The organism is Shewanella gelidii (assembly GCF_014647855.1).
In the GTDB taxonomy this organism is placed as follows: domain Bacteria; phylum Pseudomonadota; class Gammaproteobacteria; order Enterobacterales; family Shewanellaceae; genus Shewanella; species Shewanella gelidii.
Genome location: NZ_BMPZ01000003.1, coordinates 216,175 through 233,649, shown reverse-complemented (window position 1 = coordinate 233,649; position 17,475 = coordinate 216,175). Strand labels below are relative to the sequence as shown.

Genomic DNA, 17,475 nt, shown 5'->3' with positions numbered 1-17,475 from the left:
TAACAAAATGGCTAAGGGGCAATCTTTACAAGACCCATTTTTGAATGCGTTAAGACGTGAACGTGTTCCTGTATCAATTTATTTGGTCAATGGTATTAAACTCCAAGGACAGGTGGAGTCATTTGATCAATTTGTGATTCTTTTGAAAAACACAGTCAGCCAAATGGTTTATAAGCACGCGATTTCTACGGTTGTGCCGGCACGCCCATTTAACGTCAGTGCACACCAAAATACACAAAGCAGTAATTACCAAGCAGCACAAGATGATTCATCTAGTGCGGAGTAATCGTGTGTTAAGAGGTTTTTTGCTTGTTTGATCGTTATGAGGCAGGAGAGTCTGCAGTTCTTGTCCATATCGATTTTCCCGATGAGAATAGTCGCGAAGATCTAGTCGAGTTGCAACTGCTGGTAGATTCAGCTGGTGCTCGAGCGGTAGGAACAATTACCGGTAGCAGGCGCTCACCGGATAGAAAGTTTTTTGTAGGTACTGGTAAAGCTGAAGAGATAGCCGCGCTTGTGGCCGCAACGGATGCCAATGTTGTGATTTTCAATCACGCCTTGAGTCCGGCACAAGAAAGAAACCTTGAGCAAGTCTGCCAATGTCGCGTATTAGACCGTACCACGCTTATTTTAGATATTTTTGCGCAACGTGCACGAACCCATGAAGGTAAGTTGCAAGTTGAATTGGCACAGTTGCGACATATGTCGACTCGGCTTATTCGAGGCTGGACACATCTAGAAAGGCAAAAAGGTGGTATCGGTTTAAGAGGACCTGGTGAAAGTCAGCTAGAAACAGATAGGCGATTATTGCGCGGCCGGATCAAGACGATTAAAAATCGCTTGGAAAAGGTCGATAAACAACGCGAACAAAGTCGGCGATCTCGAGTTCGAAGTGATTTACCTACAGTGTCACTCGTTGGATATACCAACGCTGGTAAATCGACACTTTTCAATGCGCTAACATCGTCAGATGTGTATGCGGCGGATCAATTATTCGCAACACTTGATCCAACACTGCGAAAACTTGAACTCCCGGATGGTGCAATCATTTTAGCGGATACAGTTGGTTTTATTCGACACTTGCCCCATGATTTAGTCGCGGCGTTTAAAGCAACACTGCAAGAGACTCGAGAAGCGGATCTTTTACTCCATGTTGTCGACTGCGCTGATGACAATATGGGCGATAACTTTGAACAGGTACAGGCAGTTTTAAAAGAGTTGGATGCCGATGAGATCCCTCAGCTGGTCGTCAACAACAAGCTGGATTTACTAGAAGATGTTGCGCCACGTATTGATTACGATGAAGAGGGGAAACCAACTCGGGTTTGGGTTTCGGCCCAGAAACAAAATGGTTTTGAATTACTATTAGAAGCAATCGTTGCCTTGGTCGGTGAAAAAATTCTTTCACTGCAATTAAGAATACCAGCGGCGGCAGGACATTATTTGGGCCGATTTTATCGTCTCGACGTAATACAAAGTAAAGAATATCAAGATAACGGTGACTGTTTAGTTGAGGTACGCCTTAGTGAAACAGACTGGAATCGATTAGTTAAACAGAGTCAAGGCGAATTAGAATCCTTCCTTATAGAGAATATAGGGCAGGAAGTAGTAAATTGATTCATTTATTTCATCCACTTATGGAGTGCTAAATGGCTTGGAATGAGCCCGGTAACAAGGGAAATGACCCTTGGGGAAATAAAGGCGGTAACGGCAATGATAAAGGACCACCTGATTTAGATGAGGTGTTTCGTAATCTTGCAAAACGTTTTGGTGGCGGAAAAGGCAAAGGGCCTTCAGGTAACGCGTTTGGTTCAATCAGCTTATTGATTGCACTTGGCATCGCATTAACTGTATGGGCAGCTTCTGGTTTCTATACCGTAAAAGAAGCTGAGCGTGGCGTTGCACTTCGCTTCGGTGAGTACATTGGTGAAGTTGACCCAGGTCTACATTGGCGTCCAACGTTCATTGATGCTGTGTTCCCAGTTGATGTGCAAACGGTTCGTTCTATTCCTGCGGCCGGCAGCATGCTAACTGCAGACGAAAACGTTGTTAAAGTCGAGTTAGATGTGCAATACCGCGTGACCAACCCGTATGCGTTTATTTTTAGCGCTGTGGATGCGAACGAAAGTTTACGCGAAGCAACAGATAGTGCATTGCGCTACGTTGTGGGTCATAACACGATGGATGATATTTTGACCACGGGCCGTGACAAAATTCGTACTGACACTTGGGAAGAAATTGAACGTATTCTTGAGCCTTATAACCTTGGTTTAAGCGTTGTGGATGTCAACTTCCTTCCTGCACGTCCGCCGGAAGAAGTTAAAGCGGCATTCGATGATGCAATTGCTGCGCAAGAAGATGAGCAACGCTTCATTCGTGAAGCAGAGGCATATGCAAGAGAAATCGAGCCTAAAGCGCGTGGTACCGTACAGCGCATGAGCCAGCAGGCGAGCGCATATAAACAACGTGAAATTTTGGAAGCTGAAGGTAAAGTTGCTCGATTTGAAAAGCTTTTACCTGAGTATAAGATGGCACCTGAAGTCACACGTAAGCGTTTATATATCGATACGATGCAGCAAGTCTTGTCGAGCTCGAATAAGGTACTCATTGACGCGAAGAACAGCGGGAATATGATGTATCTTCCGATCGATAAGTTGATGGAGAACAAGCGTCCAGCGACGAATACGTCAGCGACAACGACTCAAAGTCAGCCTCAAATCAATTCAACTAATACCGTGTCACAAAATAGTATGCAGTTTGACGGTCGCCAGAGCCGTGCTCAACGCAGCCGTCAGGGGAGAGAATAATCATGGGTAGATTAGGTGTTATTCTTGTCGCAATTTTGATTGCTATTGGTCTGTCGTCTGTATTGGTTGTGAATGAAGGCGAACGTGCCATTGTGTCTCGATTTGGTAAGATTTTGAAAGACGATGGTGTGACTCGTGTTTATGCGCCGGGTTTGCATTTAAAAGTACCTGCAATTGATAAAATTCGTTACTTAGATGCGCGTATTCAGACACTAGACGGTGCAGCAGATCGATTCGTAACGTCTGAGAAGAAAGATTTGATGGTTGATTCCTACGTGAAGTGGCGCATCAAGGATTTCGAAAAATATTACCTTTCAACGAATGGTGGTATTAAGGCGAATGCAGAAACGCTGTTACAACGAAAAATCAATAACGACCTTCGTACAGAGTTTGGTCAGCGCACGATTCGTGAAATTGTTTCCGGTAAGCGAGATGAGCTACAAATTGCCGCACTGAAGAACGCAACAGAAAGTGCTCAAGATCTGGGTATTGAAGTTGTCGATGTTCGAGTAAAGCAAATCAACTTACCTGATAACGTGAGCAGCAGTATTTATCAGCGTATGCGTGCCGAACGTCAAGCGGTTGCCAAAGAGCATCGTGCTCAAGGTAAAGAGCAGGCTGAAATTATCAAGGCAACAATTGATGCCGACGTGACTGTTAAAATCGCTGAAGCTGAAAAGCAAGCTCTGACCGTTCGTGGTGAGGGTGATGCTGAGGCTGCAAAGATTTATGCGGATGCTTACGGTAAAGACCCTGAGTTCTACGCATTTTTACGAAGCCTAGAAGCATATAAGAAAAGCTTCTCTGGTAACTCTGATGTCATGGTGCTTGAGCCTGATGGTGAGTTCTTCGAATATATTAATAATGCAGGTGTTAAATAGTAAACCTGTGGATTTGACCTAAAAAGACCTAGCATTATGCTAGGTCTTTTTGTTTTTGCGGTTAAATGGGCATATTTCTTCTTTATAATCGCTAAGCTGCTAATTTAGCGAGAGGCAAATCACATTGTTCTTTTCACTTTCCGTCTTATTTTTACGACTTTGGTGTTAAGTTAAGTCGTTTTTTTGAGCTATTTTCAAAAAAAATTCAATATCCCCACTTAAGTGATGTGTTTTCACTATGATCTGCTTCAAATTTTTAGCTATAATGGGCACCGCCTCAAAGTTCATTTCTGTGTCATGAGTCACAGTTGAACGAAAAGAGGTCTCGAACAACAAGAATTCCAACACCCTCTGGGAGAATAGTGGATGAGCAATGCGCCAGTCGATACCGGACGTCGCAGATTCCTGACAGCTGCAACCGCCGTAGTAGGTGGTGCTGGTGCCGTCGCAGTAGCGGTTCCCTTCATCAAGTCATGGAATCCGAGTGCCAAAGCGAAAGCTGCAGGCGCGCCGGTTGAAGTAAACATTAGTAAAGTTGAACCAGGTCAATTAATTCGCGTTGAATGGCGAGGAAAGCCGGTTTGGGTTGTCCGTCGGACTGAGGAAGTGCTGCAACAGCTTCCTGAGAATGACGACCAGTTGAGAGACCCGGACTCGGTTGAAATGCAACAGCCTGAATATGCAAAAAACCCTGGTCGCTCAATTAAGCCAGAATTTTTTATCGCAGTAGGTATTTGTACTCACCTCGGGTGTTCACCAACTTATTTACCAGATTCGTTTGGTGAGCAAGTTGAAGGTGTCACTTCAGGATTCTTCTGCCCTTGTCATGGTTCTAAGTTTGATATGGCTGGTCGTGTATTCCAAGGTGTACCAGCACCATTGAACCTAGTCATTCCACCTCATCAATATGTGGATGATGGAACTGTGCTAATCGGTGTCGATACAGGAGCTGCGTAATGGTTAAGAATATAGTCAGCTGGATTGATGAGCGTATTCCAATGACAGCGACCTACAATCGTCATGTCGGTAAATACGCAACGCCGACCAACTTTAACTTCTGGTACTTTTTTGGCTCATTAGCTATGTTAGTACTCGTTAACCAACTGCTCACTGGTATCTGGTTAACGATGAACTACGTTCCGACCGCTGAAGGTGCGTTTGCTTCAATTGAGTACATCATGCGTGATGTCGAATATGGTTGGTTATTACGATATATGCATTCTACCGGTGCATCGGCATTTTTTGTCGTCATCTATTTGCATATGTTCCGAGGACTGATTTACGGTTCTTATCAAAAGCCCAGAGAGCTATTGTGGCTGTTTGGTATGCTCATTTTCCTTGTGCTTATGGCTGAAGCCTTTATGGGCTACCTATTGCCGTGGGGACAGATGTCATATTGGGGTGCGCAGGTTATTATCTCTTTGTTTGGTGCGATTCCATTCATTGGTGATGATTTAACTCTATGGATCCGCGGTGACTTCGTGGTTTCTGGTGCGACGCTAAATCGATTCTTTGCATTGCATGTCATTGCGTTACCGCTTGTTCTCGTCGTGCTGGTATTTTTGCACTTAATCGCCTTGCATGAAGTTGGCTCTAACAACCCTGACGGGATTGAGATTAAGCAAAACAAAGATGAGAACGGTTGGCCAAAAGATGGTATTCCATTCCACCCTTATTACACGGTGAAAGACATCTTGGGCGTGGCAGGCTTCCTTATTGTCTTCTGCTATGTTCTGTTCTTTATGCCTGAAGGCGGTGGTTACTTCCTTGAGAAGCCAAACTTTGAAGCTGCGAACCCAATGAAGACTCCAGAGCATATTGCGCCTGTTTGGTACTTCACACCGTTTTATGCAATTCTTCGTGCAATTCCAGACAAGCTTGCTGGTGTTATTGGCATGGGTTTAGCAATTGCCGTGCTATTCGTTCTTCCTTGGTTAGATCGCTGTAAAGTGAAGTCAATTCGCTACCGTAGTACGGTCCACAAATTGAACATCACTCAGTTCGCAGTGTCTTTTGTAGTGTTGGGTTATTTAGGTGCTGTTGCGGCCACCCCGGTACTCACCATCGTAGCGCGTATCTTTACCGTGACTTACTTCGGTTTCTTCTTATTCCTGTTCATCTACAGTAAGAATGAAAAAACTAAGCCAGTTCCTGAGAGGTTGACACACTAATGAAGAAATTATTAATTGCTTTAGTCAGTTTAGTGCCAGCCCTTACTTTTGCTGCTGGTAGTAATGTTCCGCTCGAATCAGCAAACATCGACTTGCACGATAAAGCGTCGTTAGAGCGCGGTTTGGATTTATTCCAAAAGTATTGCTCGGGTTGTCATAGTACAAAATACCAGCGGTACAGTCGCGTAGCTGAAGATTTGGATATTTCTATCGATGATATGAAAGCCAAATACAAGTATAACGACAGTAAAGTCGGCTCCTTAATGGAAAATGCTATTCCAGCTAAAGATGCGGCAAAATGGTTCGGCGCTACGCCACCGGATTTAACATTGGTGGCACGTGTACGAGGTGAGGATTGGGTATACTCTTATTTAAAAGGGTTTTATAAAGATCCGAGCCGTCCATTTGGCGTCAATAACCGCGTGTTTCCTTCGGTAGGTATGCCGCATGTTTTGGAAGAGCTGCAAGGTGTCAGTGAGCCAGTATTTGAAACTCAACAAATCGACGGCGTTGAGGTTCAAACGCTGAAAGAATTAACACCTGCAACAGGTGGATCGATGACAGCCGAAGAGTATGACCAAGCCGCGAAAGATATCACGGGTTTTCTTGTGTACTCTGCAGAACCAATCCGCCTTGAGCGTGAAAGTACAGGTGTTTGGGTGATGGGATTCCTATTTATCTTCTTTATTGTGGCCTATCTCTTAAAGAAAGAGTACTGGAGAGATGTACACTAGGTAGCAATAACGGGTAAAATGTAATATCCGCATAATTTAAACGGGGGGCTTTGCCCCTCGTTTACGTTTGTTTTTTTTTGATTTTGGAGGGTACCAATGGCTGTAGCTGCCAATAAACGCTCTATCATGAGCTTGTTCTCAGGTGCTGATGATCTTTATAGCCATCAAGTGCGCATAGTACTGGCTGAAAAAGGGGTCACTGTAGATGTGCTGCAGGTGAATCCGAGTGATATGCCTGAAAACTTACTGGAAGTGAATCCATACAATTCTGTACCCACTCTAGTTGATCGTGAATTAGTACTGTATGAGTCTCGTATTATCATGGAATACCTTGATGAGCGATTCCCACATCCACCACTAATGCCTGTATATCCGGTATCTCGTGGTAAAGCGCGATTGATGATGCATCGCATCGAGAATGATTGGTACACTTTGGTGGATCGTATTCGCAAAGGTGACCGTGCAGAAGCGGCTCGTAAAGAGCTGCAAGAAAGCCTGACTTCTATTTCACCTATCTTTGGTGAAATGCCTTACTTTATGAGTGAAGAGTTTGGTTTAGCTGATTGTTATTTAGGTCCGCTACTTTGGCGCTTACCTGTCCTAGGTATTGAGCTTGATACGCGTGCAACAAAAGACATGAAAGCCTATATGACGCGTATCTTTGAACGTGAATCGTTTAAAGCGTCATTGACAGAGACTGAGCGCGAAATGCGCATGGGTATCTAATGCAAGGTTTGACTCCTAGTCGCCCGTATTTATTGCGGGCTTATTATGACTGGTTGATGGACAACCACCTGACACCACACGTCGTAGTGGATGCTTTCGTGCCCGGCACTGAAGTACCACAACAGTACGTGAAGGACGGACAAATCGTATTAAACATCACGGCAAGCGCCGTGGGTAATTTACAAATTACCAACGAGTTTGTTGAGTTTAATGCCCGGTTTGGAGGCGTGCCGCAACAGGTTGTATTACCGATGGCGGCCATCGTTGCCATTTATGCTCGTGAAAATGGTGCAGGTACAGTATTTGATGTTGAGGATGCTTATAGCCAGACGGCTAAAGATAAAAGTGCTCCTTCGATTTCAGAGACACCAACTCAAGAAAGTAAATCCATTGAAACACCAAAGTCGGCGAAAAAGACTAGCCATTTAACTTTAGTGAAGTAGATTTGCTCGTCGAAGATACCGAAAGCCAGTTGATAACTGGCTTTTTTATTGACTGCGATTCAAAATGTTATAGTTCACCCAAATCTTACATAGTTATGAACAACCGAATGCAAGCCACCACCAGAGACTCAACATGTTGTTGATGATAGATAATTACGATTCATTCACTTTTAATCTAGTGCAATACTTCCAGCAGCTAGGTCAGGAAGTTGTGGTAAAAAGAAATGACGAAGTGACCATCGCTCAGATTGAAGCTTTGCAGCCCTCCCATATCGTGATATCACCTGGGCCATGCTCGCCAAATGAAGCGGGTATTTCTATGGCCGTCATTCGTCATTTCGCTGGCAATATTCCCTTGTTAGGCGTGTGTCTTGGGCATCAAGCTATCGCACAGGTCTTTGGCGCGAAAATTGTAAAAGCCAAGCGAGTCATGCACGGTAAAACCAGTCAAATTAGCCATCACGGCGCTGGGTTATTTGAGGGCTTAAATCACCCGTTGCGCGTGACGCGCTATCATTCTTTGTTAGTCGAGCAGCTTCCTGATGGATTTGTGATGGATGCGTGGCTAGATGACCCTGAGCAGGGTCTTGAGATTATGGCAATGCGTCATCAAAAATTACCGATTTGGGGTGTGCAATTTCATCCAGAATCGATATTGACTGAGCAAGGGTTAAGTTTACTCAAGCATTTTATCGCAGAACAAGCGCTTCCTGTTACAAAGCCTTAAACTTTTTGGCCATTGGTACATTCAAAGTTATGGTATAACAAGATTCAAACAATAAAAGCTAATATAAAGGATATAGGATGAAACTCGCGTTGCGCCATGTTGCACTTGGCCTATTTTCTACGGTCATTATTGCAGGCTGCTCAACTACCCGCCTTGATAATCAAACCGCTCCACAAACCAACACTAAAGTGATGTTGCAAGCGCCATTAGATGCGCAGACATCTTTAACATTGAAGCAAATTATGGCAAACCCAGATTGGATGGGGATTTTGGCAAAAGGCGCCTATTGGAGTGATGACAGTCAATCTGTTTACTTCTATCGTCAAAAAAGCGCATCGCCGTTAAAGGATTATTACCAGCAACCGATTGATTCCGAGGCGGCAAAGAAGCTTGCAATCAATGAGCTGCATAAGGCTGATCAGCAGCGTGGAGTTATCAATAAAAGTGGTACCGAGAAGGCGTACCTATTTCAAGGAAATGTATTTGTTAAGCGCCTTTCGACGGGGGTGGTAAAGCAACTGACTCGATTCAACCGCCCTGCAAACGGCTTACAGTTTTTAGTCGATAATGACATCGCATTTTGGCAAGGGAATGCGGTGTACCGTATTCGTCGAACATCTGGGCTTATTGAACAAATCGCCGATATTAAAATGGCTCAAAAGCCTAAATCTATTCAGGCTCCCCAAAGCTATATCGCGAAACAGCAGCATCGTTTAATTGAATATGTTGCGCTGCAACAAAGTCATGCTGTTGCCCAACAAAACTATAAGCAGCAGCGCCAAGATCTGGACCCTACGGTTGCGAATATGACATGGTATCTCGGTGATACCGAGGCTGTGAACGCAATGAGTGTATCGCCAAGTGGCCGTTATATTATTTTGTCGCTGATTGATAAAAACTATAGTTGGCGAGGTGAGCATGACATCATGCCAAACTATCTAGGGACTAAGGGGTATGTTGATGCTGTCCCTGCTCGTGCTCGAGTTGCAGAAGACAATCCTCCAGGTGAGCGTTTAGTGGTGCTTGATTTAGAGCAGCGCAAAAAAGTGAATGTCACTATTGAAGGCTTAATTGGTTACGATGAGGACGTGCTGGCTTCAGTTAAGTCTGAAAATGCTAACAAGAAAAATCAAAAGTATGATTCGAAGAAACAGCCAAGAAAAATTCAATTGATGCAAGACTGGGGATGGCGCCAAAGTGCTGTTCAATGGCAGCAAGATGATGACCGCGTCGCGTTAATGATCGAAGCTGTTGATAATAAAGACCGTTGGTTAACAACTCTAAACCTCACTACAGGGCAGCTCACAACCCAACATCGGTTGCATGATGATGCTTGGGTCAACTATAACTACAATCAATTTGGTTGGGTCCCAAATAAACAGAGCTTGTACTTTTTATCGGAGCATACTGGATATTCCCAACTTTATACGAAAGCACTTGATGGCAAGCTAGAAGCTTTGACCCAAGGTCGTTACGTTGTGAGTCAGCTTGAACTGGGACCAGAACAAGAGTTTATTTATTATCGGGCCAACAAAGACCATCCCGGAATCGAGAATGTTTATCGGGTTCATCTGAATTCGGGCAAAAGTGAGCAGCTCACAAATTGGCAAGGAAAGCTTGATTATGACCTCAGTCCCGATGGTCAAAAACTATTGCTGCAAGCTTCAAAACGAATCCAGCCAAACGAACTTTACATTCAGCACATCGGCGGTGAGTTAAAGCAGTTAACTCATTATACCAGTGACGTGTTTACACAATACCCTTGGCAAGCCCCAGAAGTTGTTCGGGTACCTTCTACCCACGGCGCTAATGATGTTTATGCAAGGGTCTATTTGCCCCAAGGTTTTGACCCATCGAAGGCAGAACAATACCCAGCGGTTATTTTTAATCATGGTGCCGGCTATTTGCAAAATGCCCACTATGGTTTTTCTGGTTACTTTAGAGAGTTCATGTTCCACAATTTGTTAACGCAAAAAGGCTATGTGGTCATGGATATGGATTATCGGGGTTCAAAAGGCTACGGCAGAGATTGGCGTACTGCTATTTATCGTAATATGGGGCACCCCGAAGTCGAAGATTTGAAAGATGGTGTAAGTTGGTTGGCAACACATGCTAATGTCGATCGCCAGCGTGTGGGTACTTACGGCGGCTCGTACGGCGGTTTCTTAACCTTTATGGCGCTTTTCAACGAGCCTGATTTATTCCAAGCGGGCGCAGCACTACGACCGGTAACGGACTGGGCGCATTATAACGCGCCGTATACTTCCAATATTCTGAATACACCAGATGTAGACCCTATTGCTTATGAGAGAAGCTCTCCTATAGAGCATGCTCAAGGCTTAACGAAACCGCTTTTGATTATGAGTGGGGTGCTCGATGATAACGTATTCTTCCAAGATAGCGTCCGGCTAGTTCAGCGACTCATCGAACTTGAGAAGCCGATGTTCGAAACGGCAATTTATCCAGTTGAGCCTCACGGCTTTAAGCAGCCATCGAGTTGGCTAGATGAATATCGTCGAATTTTTAAATTGTTTGAACAAAATCTTAAAAACAACTAAAACCGAGTAAAGGCCTCCTCTAGAGGCCTTTTTATTGGTCGCAATTCAGTTATATAATTCAAAAAGATAAAGTAAGCCTAAGCGCGTCAATCGTGAGGATAACTATAACGTGGCAATCTCAGTAGCTGGTGGTCTAAAAACAGGAAAAATAGTGGATGTTGAAAAAAGACTCTACCAGCAGCTGATTGTGGGCAAGCAAAAATCAAATGCCATGTTTGATGAACTCGATGCAGAGCTAGAAGCGAGTGCAAGTAAATTAGATATTGAGCGTGAAGCGATTTTAGCGCGCCTACAAAAACAAATTGATGCTAAAGCCATTTATGAGGCGATATCCACACAGCTAACCGATACCGTGTGCAATGCTATTGAGCATCAGTTATCGCAACCTGAGCTTGTATTAAAAAGCGCTACTGTTGATCAAGCACAATTGATGTTGCTTGAGATTTTGCAAGCGAAGAATCTCGATTTAAACCGCTTACGCCCGATGATTGCTGGGCAATCTTGGATAGCTAAAGATTTGCTCACGATGGTCAATAGCCCAGCATTTCGCGCCAAACGCCCACAACGAGCAGATGTAAAAGTGACCGATATTAAGTTGGTTCTCAACTTTGTCGGCATTGAAAGCCTCAAAACCATCATTCCTTATTATTGCCTGCGACACTGGTTACCCAGCGGACATGCAAGTTTACTGTGGACAAAGCGTAAGCTGTGGCGTTATAGCGTGGTGAGTGCGATTGCGGTGAAAGCGCTTGCCAATTTACATCGCCGTAACGAGTGCTTGCTATATTGCGTATCTTTATTAAGCCAGCTAGGCACTTCAGTGATCCTAGGTAATAGTGCGCGTTTATTTGAAAAGACTTGGGGAACTTGGTTAAGAGAAGCCAGTGGTAGCCGAGATAAAGAAGTGTATGACGCAATCATTGCCACCGAATTTCCAGCACAAGCGGTTTTGGAGCAAGTGCTTAATCGTGGCTCAGAGCTAAACTGGCAGCTGCTCAATTTACTTGATTTTAAAGAAAGTAAGCTTTCCTCACTTCTCACCGAGATAGATCAAACCATGGTGTTTCGCGAGCTTTCTGAAGATGCAAAACTTATTGCCAAGGCGAGCTGTTACGCAAAAGTGATGCTGTTAGAGGAAATGCGGCAAATCGAGCCCCAAGAAAAGCGCGTCATGTTTGATTACTATGAATTTACAGAGCAAGAGCTAATTCGACTTAAAGGGCAAAATTATCGTAAATTGGAGCTGCTATAACTACTGCGCCGATGACTGGAGTGTAGTGTCTGAGCTTCAACTTTTAGCAAGGTTACGGCTTGAATTAGTGTGATTCTGTACCGTTAGTTATTCAATTATGCTGAATAACTAAAGGTAACTTCTTGAAACAGCTTTTTTTATGACTAAATATGCTGCGACACCCGCCCTTATTCGCTTGCTTAGTATTAAAACGACAAACTTTATGCAGTCCTGTGTAACTTGGTGTTAACAGGGTGTATGAAAAACTAGTATTTTGATCACAATTTCGCTATTAATGACCCCCTAATAAAAATAACTACCCTAGGCGCCACAAAGGCAAACCTAGACAGGTAGCCGCTATCGGCGCGGTTTAGCCGTGCAATACAATTGAAAGGAACCTAGATTATGAGCGTTGAGATGAACCTAACCCGAGCCCAGTTCGATGAAGTTATGGTGCCTAATTATGCGCCGTCCGCTGTGATCCCTGTTCGAGGAGAAGGCAGCCGAGCTTGGGACCAAAACGGTAAAGAGTTTATCGATTTTGCAGGTGGTATTGCGGTGAACTGCTTAGGTCACTGTCACCCAGCTCTCGTGTCGGCACTGAAAGAACAGGGTGAAAAGTTATGGCACCTTTCAAATGTGATGACCAATGAGCCTGCGCTGGAATTAGCAACTAAACTTGTTCAATCAACATTTGCAGAGAAGGTCTTTTTTGCGAACTCAGGTGCAGAAGCAAATGAAGCGGCACTGAAATTAGCGCGTCGTTATGCTCAAGATAAGTATGGTGAAGATAAAGACCAAATTATTGCGTTTACCCATGCATTCCACGGCCGTACGTTTTTCACCGTAAGTGTTGGTGGCCAGGCGAGCTATTCAGATGGTTTTGGACCAAAGCCGCAGGGGATTACCCATATTCCTTACAATGATATAGAAGCATTAGAAGCACTTATTTCTGATAAAACTTGTGCCATTATGCTTGAGCCTTTACAGGGCGAGGGTGGCATTATTGATGCGGAACCGGAATTCCTAAAGGCTGTTCGTCGTCTCGCAGATAAGCATAACGCCCTAGTTGTCTTTGATGAAGTACAGACCGGTGTTGGTCGTACTGGTGAGCTCTATGCTTATATGGACACCCCTATTGTTCCAGACATCCTCACTACCGCAAAAGCGCTGGGTGGCGGATTCCCGATCGCTGCAATGTTAACCACAACTGACATTGCCACTCACCTTAAGATTGGTACTCATGGTTCGACGTACGGTGGTAACCCACTTGCCTGTGCTGTCGGTAATGCTGTGCTAGATGTAGTGAATACGTCAGAAGTACTTGATGGTGTAAAAGCTCGTGAGCAGATTTTACGGGATGGTTTAAACGCAATTAACCAGAAATATCACGTGTTTTCTGAAGTCCGTGGTAAAGGTTTGCTTATGGGGGCTGTGTTAAACAATCAATTCCAAGGTAAAGCCAAAGACTTTCTTGTTGCTGCTGCAGAAGAGGGGCTAATGTGTCTCGTCGCTGGGGCCAATGTGATTCGCTTTACGCCATCTCTTATTATTCCTGAAGCAGATTTAGCGGAAGGTTTGGCCCGCTTTGAGCGAGCGGTAGCGAGTATCGCGTCTAACTAATTGGACGTGTGAACACAAAAGTTCACTCAAGGTTTAGTGCGCTTGAGGAGAGTCAAGCGCGCTTTGCTGTTAGAGAGGAAATATCTAGATGCTAATTATCCGTCCGATTTGCGCCAGCGATATTGATGCGCTGATGCAAATCGCCGTCGAATCAGGGCATGGGTTTACATCCTTGCCGGTAAATGAAGAGTTATTGACTAAAAAAATTGCACGCGCAGAATCTTCATTTAATAAGACGGTAACTCAGCCTGGGGATGAAGGCTATTTCATGGTGCTGGAAGACACCGAAACAGGAGAGGTTGTCGGTACCTGTGGTTTAGAAGCCGCAGTAGGCACAGCCGATGCCTTTTATCACTATAGACTCGGTACCGAAGTCTATCATTCAGGGCAGATTGGTGTTCGCAACGAAGTTGAAACCCTAAGCTTGTGCCATGACTATACGGGTGCAGCAGAGTTATGTTCTTTGTTCCTGCGTCAATCTTATCGCCAGGGAAACAACGGGCGTTTATTGTCTCGAAGCCGCTTTTTGTTTTTAGCGCAACATAAAGCGCGTTTTGGTGAACCTGTCATTGCGGAGATGCGAGGTGTAAGTGATGACCGCGGTAACTCACCATTTTATGGGTGGTTACAAGAGAACTTTATCGGTATCGATTTTGTGCAGGCGGACTATTTATCTGGCCTAGGTCAGAAGTCATTTATGGCGGAGATGATGCCTAGAGGTCCGGTCTATGTTTGCATGTTACCTAAAGAGGCACAGGAAGTGATTGGTGAGGTGCACTCAAGTACGGTGCCCGCCTTGAAACTATTGAACTCTGAAGGTTTCAGGAACCGAGGTTATGTTGATATTTTTGATGGTGGTCCAACGGTTGAGTGCCGCTTAAATGATATTCGTTCTGTGCGCGAGAGCCAATCTCTTGTGGTCGAAGTCGGTGAACAAGAATCGACGGGTGCAAGTTATATTATTGCCAACTCTGAAGTTGCGCAATACCGAGCGACAGAAGCGCAATTGGATGTAACTGACGAATCTGAGTCTGTCGTCATATCTGCAGAATTAGCTAAGGCCTTGAAGGTCAAGTCTGGTGATACGGTTCGTATCCTAGCAATGTAAGGAGCTTTAGATGACACAATTTATAAATGGCCAATGGCAAGCTGGGGCTGGACATTCAATGACGTCTAGCAATCCTGCAAATCAACAAGTAATTTGGCAAGGTTTAACGGCCACCAACGAACAAGTCCAGCAAGCCGTGATGGCTGCGCGAGAAGCGCAATTCGATTGGTTCATGTTGGGGTTTGACGCTCGCGTAGCAATTATTGAAGCCTATAAAGCACAGCTTGAGGAGTCCAAAGGCTTGATCGGCGAAACAATTGCACAAGAAACAGGGAAGCCTCAATGGGAGACTGCGACTGAAGCGGGCGCCATGATAGGAAAAATTGGTTTGTCTATTAGTGCGTATCATAAGCGTACGGGGCAAACAGAAAGTGATATACCTGCAGGGCGTGCTGTACTTCGACATAAGCCACATGGTGTTGTAGCTGTATTTGGCCCCTACAATTTTCCTGGTCATCTTCCTAATGGTCATATTGTTCCAGCCTTAATTGCTGGTAACACGGTTGTATTTAAGCCGTCAGAATTAACTCCGAAAGTTGCCGAGCTTATGGTGCAGCTTTGGGAGAAAGCCGGGTTACCCAAAGGTGTGCTTAATCTCGTTCAAGGCGAAGTCGAAACTGGTAAAGCTCTTGCGGCGCACCCTCAAATTGATGGCCTCTTTTTTACTGGGAGTTCAAGAACCGGTCACCTGCTACATCAACAGTATGCTGGTGAGCCAGGAAAAATTCTCGCGCTTGAAATGGGGGGGAATAACCCGCTGATCGTGAAAGATGTTGCAGATACTCAGGCTGCGGTTCATGACATTATTCAGTCTGCGTATATTTCAGCAGGCCAGCGTTGCACATGTGCCCGTCGTCTCTACGTTGAAAAGGGTGCAAAAGGCGATGAACTCATTTCGCAACTGGTAGAAGCGGTTAAGAAGATCCACGTGGCACCTTGGAACGCTACACCGCAACCATTTATGGGCTCTATGATCTCTGAAACTGCGGCAAAAGGAATGGTGGAAGCTCAGCGCAACTTAGTTAATTTAGGTGGCACCGCCTTGGTTGAACTCAAGCATCTTGAGCCTGCAACGGGGCTTGTCTCTCCAGGTCTCATTGATGTGACGCAAGTGATAGAGTTGCCTGATGAGGAATACTTTGGCCCGCTATTACAAGTGATTCGTTATAGTGAGTTTGATGAAGCGATTGAGCTGGCGAACAATACCCGCTATGGATTATCCGCGGGGCTTCTTGCTGATAGCCGCGATGATTACGACTATTTCCTTGCACGCATTCGTGCGGGGATTGTGAACTGGAACAAGCAGATTACAGGCGCTTCTGGTGCTGCACCGTTTGGTGGGGTGGGTGCTTCAGGGAATCACAGAGCTAGCGCATTTTATGCTGCTGACTATTGTGCGTACCCAGTCGCTTCAGTCGAAGCTGATCAAGTGAGCATGCCAGCGGCATTGAGCCCCGGATTGTCACTATAAATTGAGAAAGGGAAGTGCAAATAGCGCTTCCCTTTTTTGTATCAAACAGATTTGCGCCCTGTTGTAGGCAGAGCTTCAAGCTCAATGGCCATTGCGGTGTATTTTTTATCAAATGTAGTAAAGGAGAATACTATGCATACTGATGTAAATGCATTGTTTGACGCTCTATGGCAAGACTATATCGAAATGACGCCTTCTGCGGCGAAAGTGCATGCGTTATTAAGTGAAGGCCAGCCGATAGTGAATGATCACATTGCACTGCGAACCTTCAATATTGCTAAAGTGAACCTTGACGTGCTGGCAGCTCATTTTGAAGCACTCGGTTATAAAGCTTGTGGTGATTATCGGTTTGAAGCCAAGAAATTAGTCGCAAAACATTTTGAGCATCCAGATCCAACCCAGCCGAAAGTTTTTATTTCTGAGTTAATAGTGGAAGCATTTAGCCCTGAACTGCAGGCTACGGTTCACGCTTTAATTGAGCAAGTGGATGTTGAGGCCACTACAGCGGATAATTTCATTTATTCTGGTCCCCACTGGCAGGTCGATTATAAAACTTATCAGTCGTTACTCGCTGAAAGTGAGTATGCGGCCTGGGTTGCTGCTTTTGGTTATCGTGCGAATCATTTTACTGTATCGATAAACCATTTAGAAAAGTACGACACAATTGAAGCGGTAAATGAATCGTTAAAGCAAGCCGGTTTTGTGCTGAATAGTGCTGGTGGAGAAATTAAAGGTTCAGCGGAAGTTCTCTTGGAGCAATCGTCAACAATGGCCGACAAGATCAATCTTGAGTTTGCCGATATGTCAGCTGAGATCCCCAGTTGCTTCTATGAGTTTGCACTACGCTACCCAAAGCCCGACGGTGACATCTATACTGGTTTTGTTGCAGCGTCGGCAGACAAAATATTTGAGAGTACAAATGCTCAATAAGAGCGAATCTAATCGGTTGGTTTGTAACAGTGAAGTATTAAGGTGATGCCTTCAGCATGCACTAG

16 protein-coding genes are annotated in these 17,475 nt (G+C 44.8%); all 16 read left to right on the top strand.

Annotated elements, in window-relative coordinates; all coding sequences use genetic code 11:
• The first annotated feature begins 7 nt into the window (after positions 1-7).
• The 16 genes from hfq (at position 8) to IEY18_RS07905 (ending at position 17,410) form a co-directional block, all read left to right on the top strand.
• Entirely contained in the window at positions 8-286 is a 279-nt protein-coding gene (hfq, locus tag IEY18_RS07980) for an RNA chaperone Hfq (RefSeq protein WP_188919581.1), read from the top strand.
• A gap of 23 nt (positions 287-309) precedes the next feature.
• The gene (gene hflX / locus IEY18_RS07975; RefSeq protein ID WP_188919579.1) at positions 310-1,617 is read left to right on the top strand and encodes a ribosome rescue GTPase HflX; all 1,308 of its coding nucleotides are present in this window, start codon (positions 310-312) and stop codon (positions 1,615-1,617) included.
• Between the two features lie 32 nt (positions 1,618-1,649).
• The gene (hflK, locus tag IEY18_RS07970) at positions 1,650-2,807 is read left to right on the top strand and encodes an FtsH protease activity modulator HflK (RefSeq protein WP_188919571.1); all 1,158 of its coding nucleotides are present in this window, start codon (positions 1,650-1,652) and stop codon (positions 2,805-2,807) included.
• A 2-nt stretch (positions 2,808-2,809) separates the two neighbouring features.
• Positions 2,810-3,688: a protease modulator HflC gene (gene hflC / locus IEY18_RS07965; protein WP_188919569.1), complete on the top strand. Its 879-nt coding sequence runs from the start codon at positions 2,810-2,812 to the stop codon at positions 3,686-3,688.
• 366 nt (positions 3,689-4,054) lie between these two features.
• On the top strand, positions 4,055-4,645 hold the full coding sequence (petA, locus tag IEY18_RS07960; RefSeq protein ID WP_188919567.1) for a ubiquinol-cytochrome c reductase iron-sulfur subunit: 591 nt from the start codon (positions 4,055-4,057) through the stop codon (positions 4,643-4,645).
• Positions 4,645-5,859: a cytochrome b gene (locus IEY18_RS07955; RefSeq protein ID WP_188919565.1), complete on the top strand. Its 1,215-nt coding sequence runs from the start codon at positions 4,645-4,647 to the stop codon at positions 5,857-5,859. The genes petA and IEY18_RS07955 overlap by 1 nt, the downstream gene beginning before the upstream one ends.
• Complete coding sequence (locus IEY18_RS07950; protein WP_188919563.1) at positions 5,859-6,593, top strand: cytochrome c1; 735 nt, start codon at positions 5,859-5,861, stop codon at positions 6,591-6,593. The genes IEY18_RS07955 and IEY18_RS07950 overlap by 1 nt, the downstream gene beginning before the upstream one ends.
• A gap of 96 nt (positions 6,594-6,689) precedes the next feature.
• Positions 6,690-7,319 (top strand): stringent starvation protein SspA, encoded by a 630-nt coding sequence (sspA, locus tag IEY18_RS07945; protein ID WP_188919561.1) that lies wholly within the window; start codon positions 6,690-6,692, stop codon positions 7,317-7,319.
• On the top strand, positions 7,319-7,762 hold the full coding sequence (locus IEY18_RS07940) for a ClpXP protease specificity-enhancing factor (protein ID WP_188919553.1): 444 nt from the start codon (positions 7,319-7,321) through the stop codon (positions 7,760-7,762). The genes sspA and IEY18_RS07940 overlap by 1 nt, the downstream gene beginning before the upstream one ends.
• Positions 7,763-7,895: 133 nt before the next feature.
• On the top strand, positions 7,896-8,489 hold the full coding sequence (locus IEY18_RS07935) for an anthranilate synthase component II (protein ID WP_188919551.1): 594 nt from the start codon (positions 7,896-7,898) through the stop codon (positions 8,487-8,489).
• 77 nt (positions 8,490-8,566) lie between these two features.
• Positions 8,567-11,047: a S9 family peptidase gene (locus IEY18_RS07930; protein WP_188919549.1), complete on the top strand. Its 2,481-nt coding sequence runs from the start codon at positions 8,567-8,569 to the stop codon at positions 11,045-11,047.
• 109 nt (positions 11,048-11,156) lie between these two features.
• Positions 11,157-12,299 (top strand): HDOD domain-containing protein, encoded by a 1,143-nt coding sequence (locus IEY18_RS07925; RefSeq protein ID WP_188919547.1) that lies wholly within the window; start codon positions 11,157-11,159, stop codon positions 12,297-12,299.
• Positions 12,300-12,683: 384 nt separating this feature from the next.
• The gene (locus tag IEY18_RS07920; RefSeq protein WP_188919545.1) at positions 12,684-13,901 is read left to right on the top strand and encodes an aspartate aminotransferase family protein; all 1,218 of its coding nucleotides are present in this window, start codon (positions 12,684-12,686) and stop codon (positions 13,899-13,901) included.
• An 88-nt stretch (positions 13,902-13,989) separates the two neighbouring features.
• On the top strand, positions 13,990-15,009 hold the full coding sequence (gene astA / locus IEY18_RS07915; protein ID WP_188919543.1) for an arginine N-succinyltransferase: 1,020 nt from the start codon (positions 13,990-13,992) through the stop codon (positions 15,007-15,009).
• A gap of 10 nt (positions 15,010-15,019) precedes the next feature.
• Positions 15,020-16,480 (top strand): succinylglutamate-semialdehyde dehydrogenase, encoded by a 1,461-nt coding sequence (gene astD, locus IEY18_RS07910; RefSeq protein ID WP_188919542.1) that lies wholly within the window; start codon positions 15,020-15,022, stop codon positions 16,478-16,480.
• A 132-nt stretch (positions 16,481-16,612) separates the two neighbouring features.
• On the top strand, positions 16,613-17,410 hold the full coding sequence (locus tag IEY18_RS07905) for a DUF1338 domain-containing protein (RefSeq protein WP_188919540.1): 798 nt from the start codon (positions 16,613-16,615) through the stop codon (positions 17,408-17,410).
• Positions 17,411-17,475: the final 65 nt, after the last annotated feature.

Coding starts and splice junctions, on each gene's coding strand:
- hfq (WP_188919581.1), top strand. CDS start 8: ATGGCTAAGGGGCAATCTTTACAAGACCCATTTTTGAATGCGTTAAGA.
- hflK (WP_188919571.1), top strand. CDS start 1,650: ATGGCTTGGAATGAGCCCGGTAACAAGGGAAATGACCCTTGGGGAAAT.
- hflC (WP_188919569.1), top strand. CDS start 2,810: ATGGGTAGATTAGGTGTTATTCTTGTCGCAATTTTGATTGCTATTGGT.
- petA (WP_188919567.1), top strand. CDS start 4,055: ATGAGCAATGCGCCAGTCGATACCGGACGTCGCAGATTCCTGACAGCT.
- IEY18_RS07955 (WP_188919565.1), top strand. CDS start 4,645: ATGGTTAAGAATATAGTCAGCTGGATTGATGAGCGTATTCCAATGACA.
- IEY18_RS07950 (WP_188919563.1), top strand. CDS start 5,859: ATGAAGAAATTATTAATTGCTTTAGTCAGTTTAGTGCCAGCCCTTACT.
- sspA (WP_188919561.1), top strand. CDS start 6,690: ATGGCTGTAGCTGCCAATAAACGCTCTATCATGAGCTTGTTCTCAGGT.
- IEY18_RS07940 (WP_188919553.1), top strand. CDS start 7,319: ATGCAAGGTTTGACTCCTAGTCGCCCGTATTTATTGCGGGCTTATTAT.
- IEY18_RS07935 (WP_188919551.1), top strand. CDS start 7,896: ATGTTGTTGATGATAGATAATTACGATTCATTCACTTTTAATCTAGTG.
- IEY18_RS07930 (WP_188919549.1), top strand. CDS start 8,567: ATGAAACTCGCGTTGCGCCATGTTGCACTTGGCCTATTTTCTACGGTC.
- IEY18_RS07920 (WP_188919545.1), top strand. CDS start 12,684: ATGAGCGTTGAGATGAACCTAACCCGAGCCCAGTTCGATGAAGTTATG.
- astA (WP_188919543.1), top strand. CDS start 13,990: ATGCTAATTATCCGTCCGATTTGCGCCAGCGATATTGATGCGCTGATG.
- astD (WP_188919542.1), top strand. CDS start 15,020: ATGACACAATTTATAAATGGCCAATGGCAAGCTGGGGCTGGACATTCA.
- IEY18_RS07905 (WP_188919540.1), top strand. CDS start 16,613: ATGCATACTGATGTAAATGCATTGTTTGACGCTCTATGGCAAGACTAT.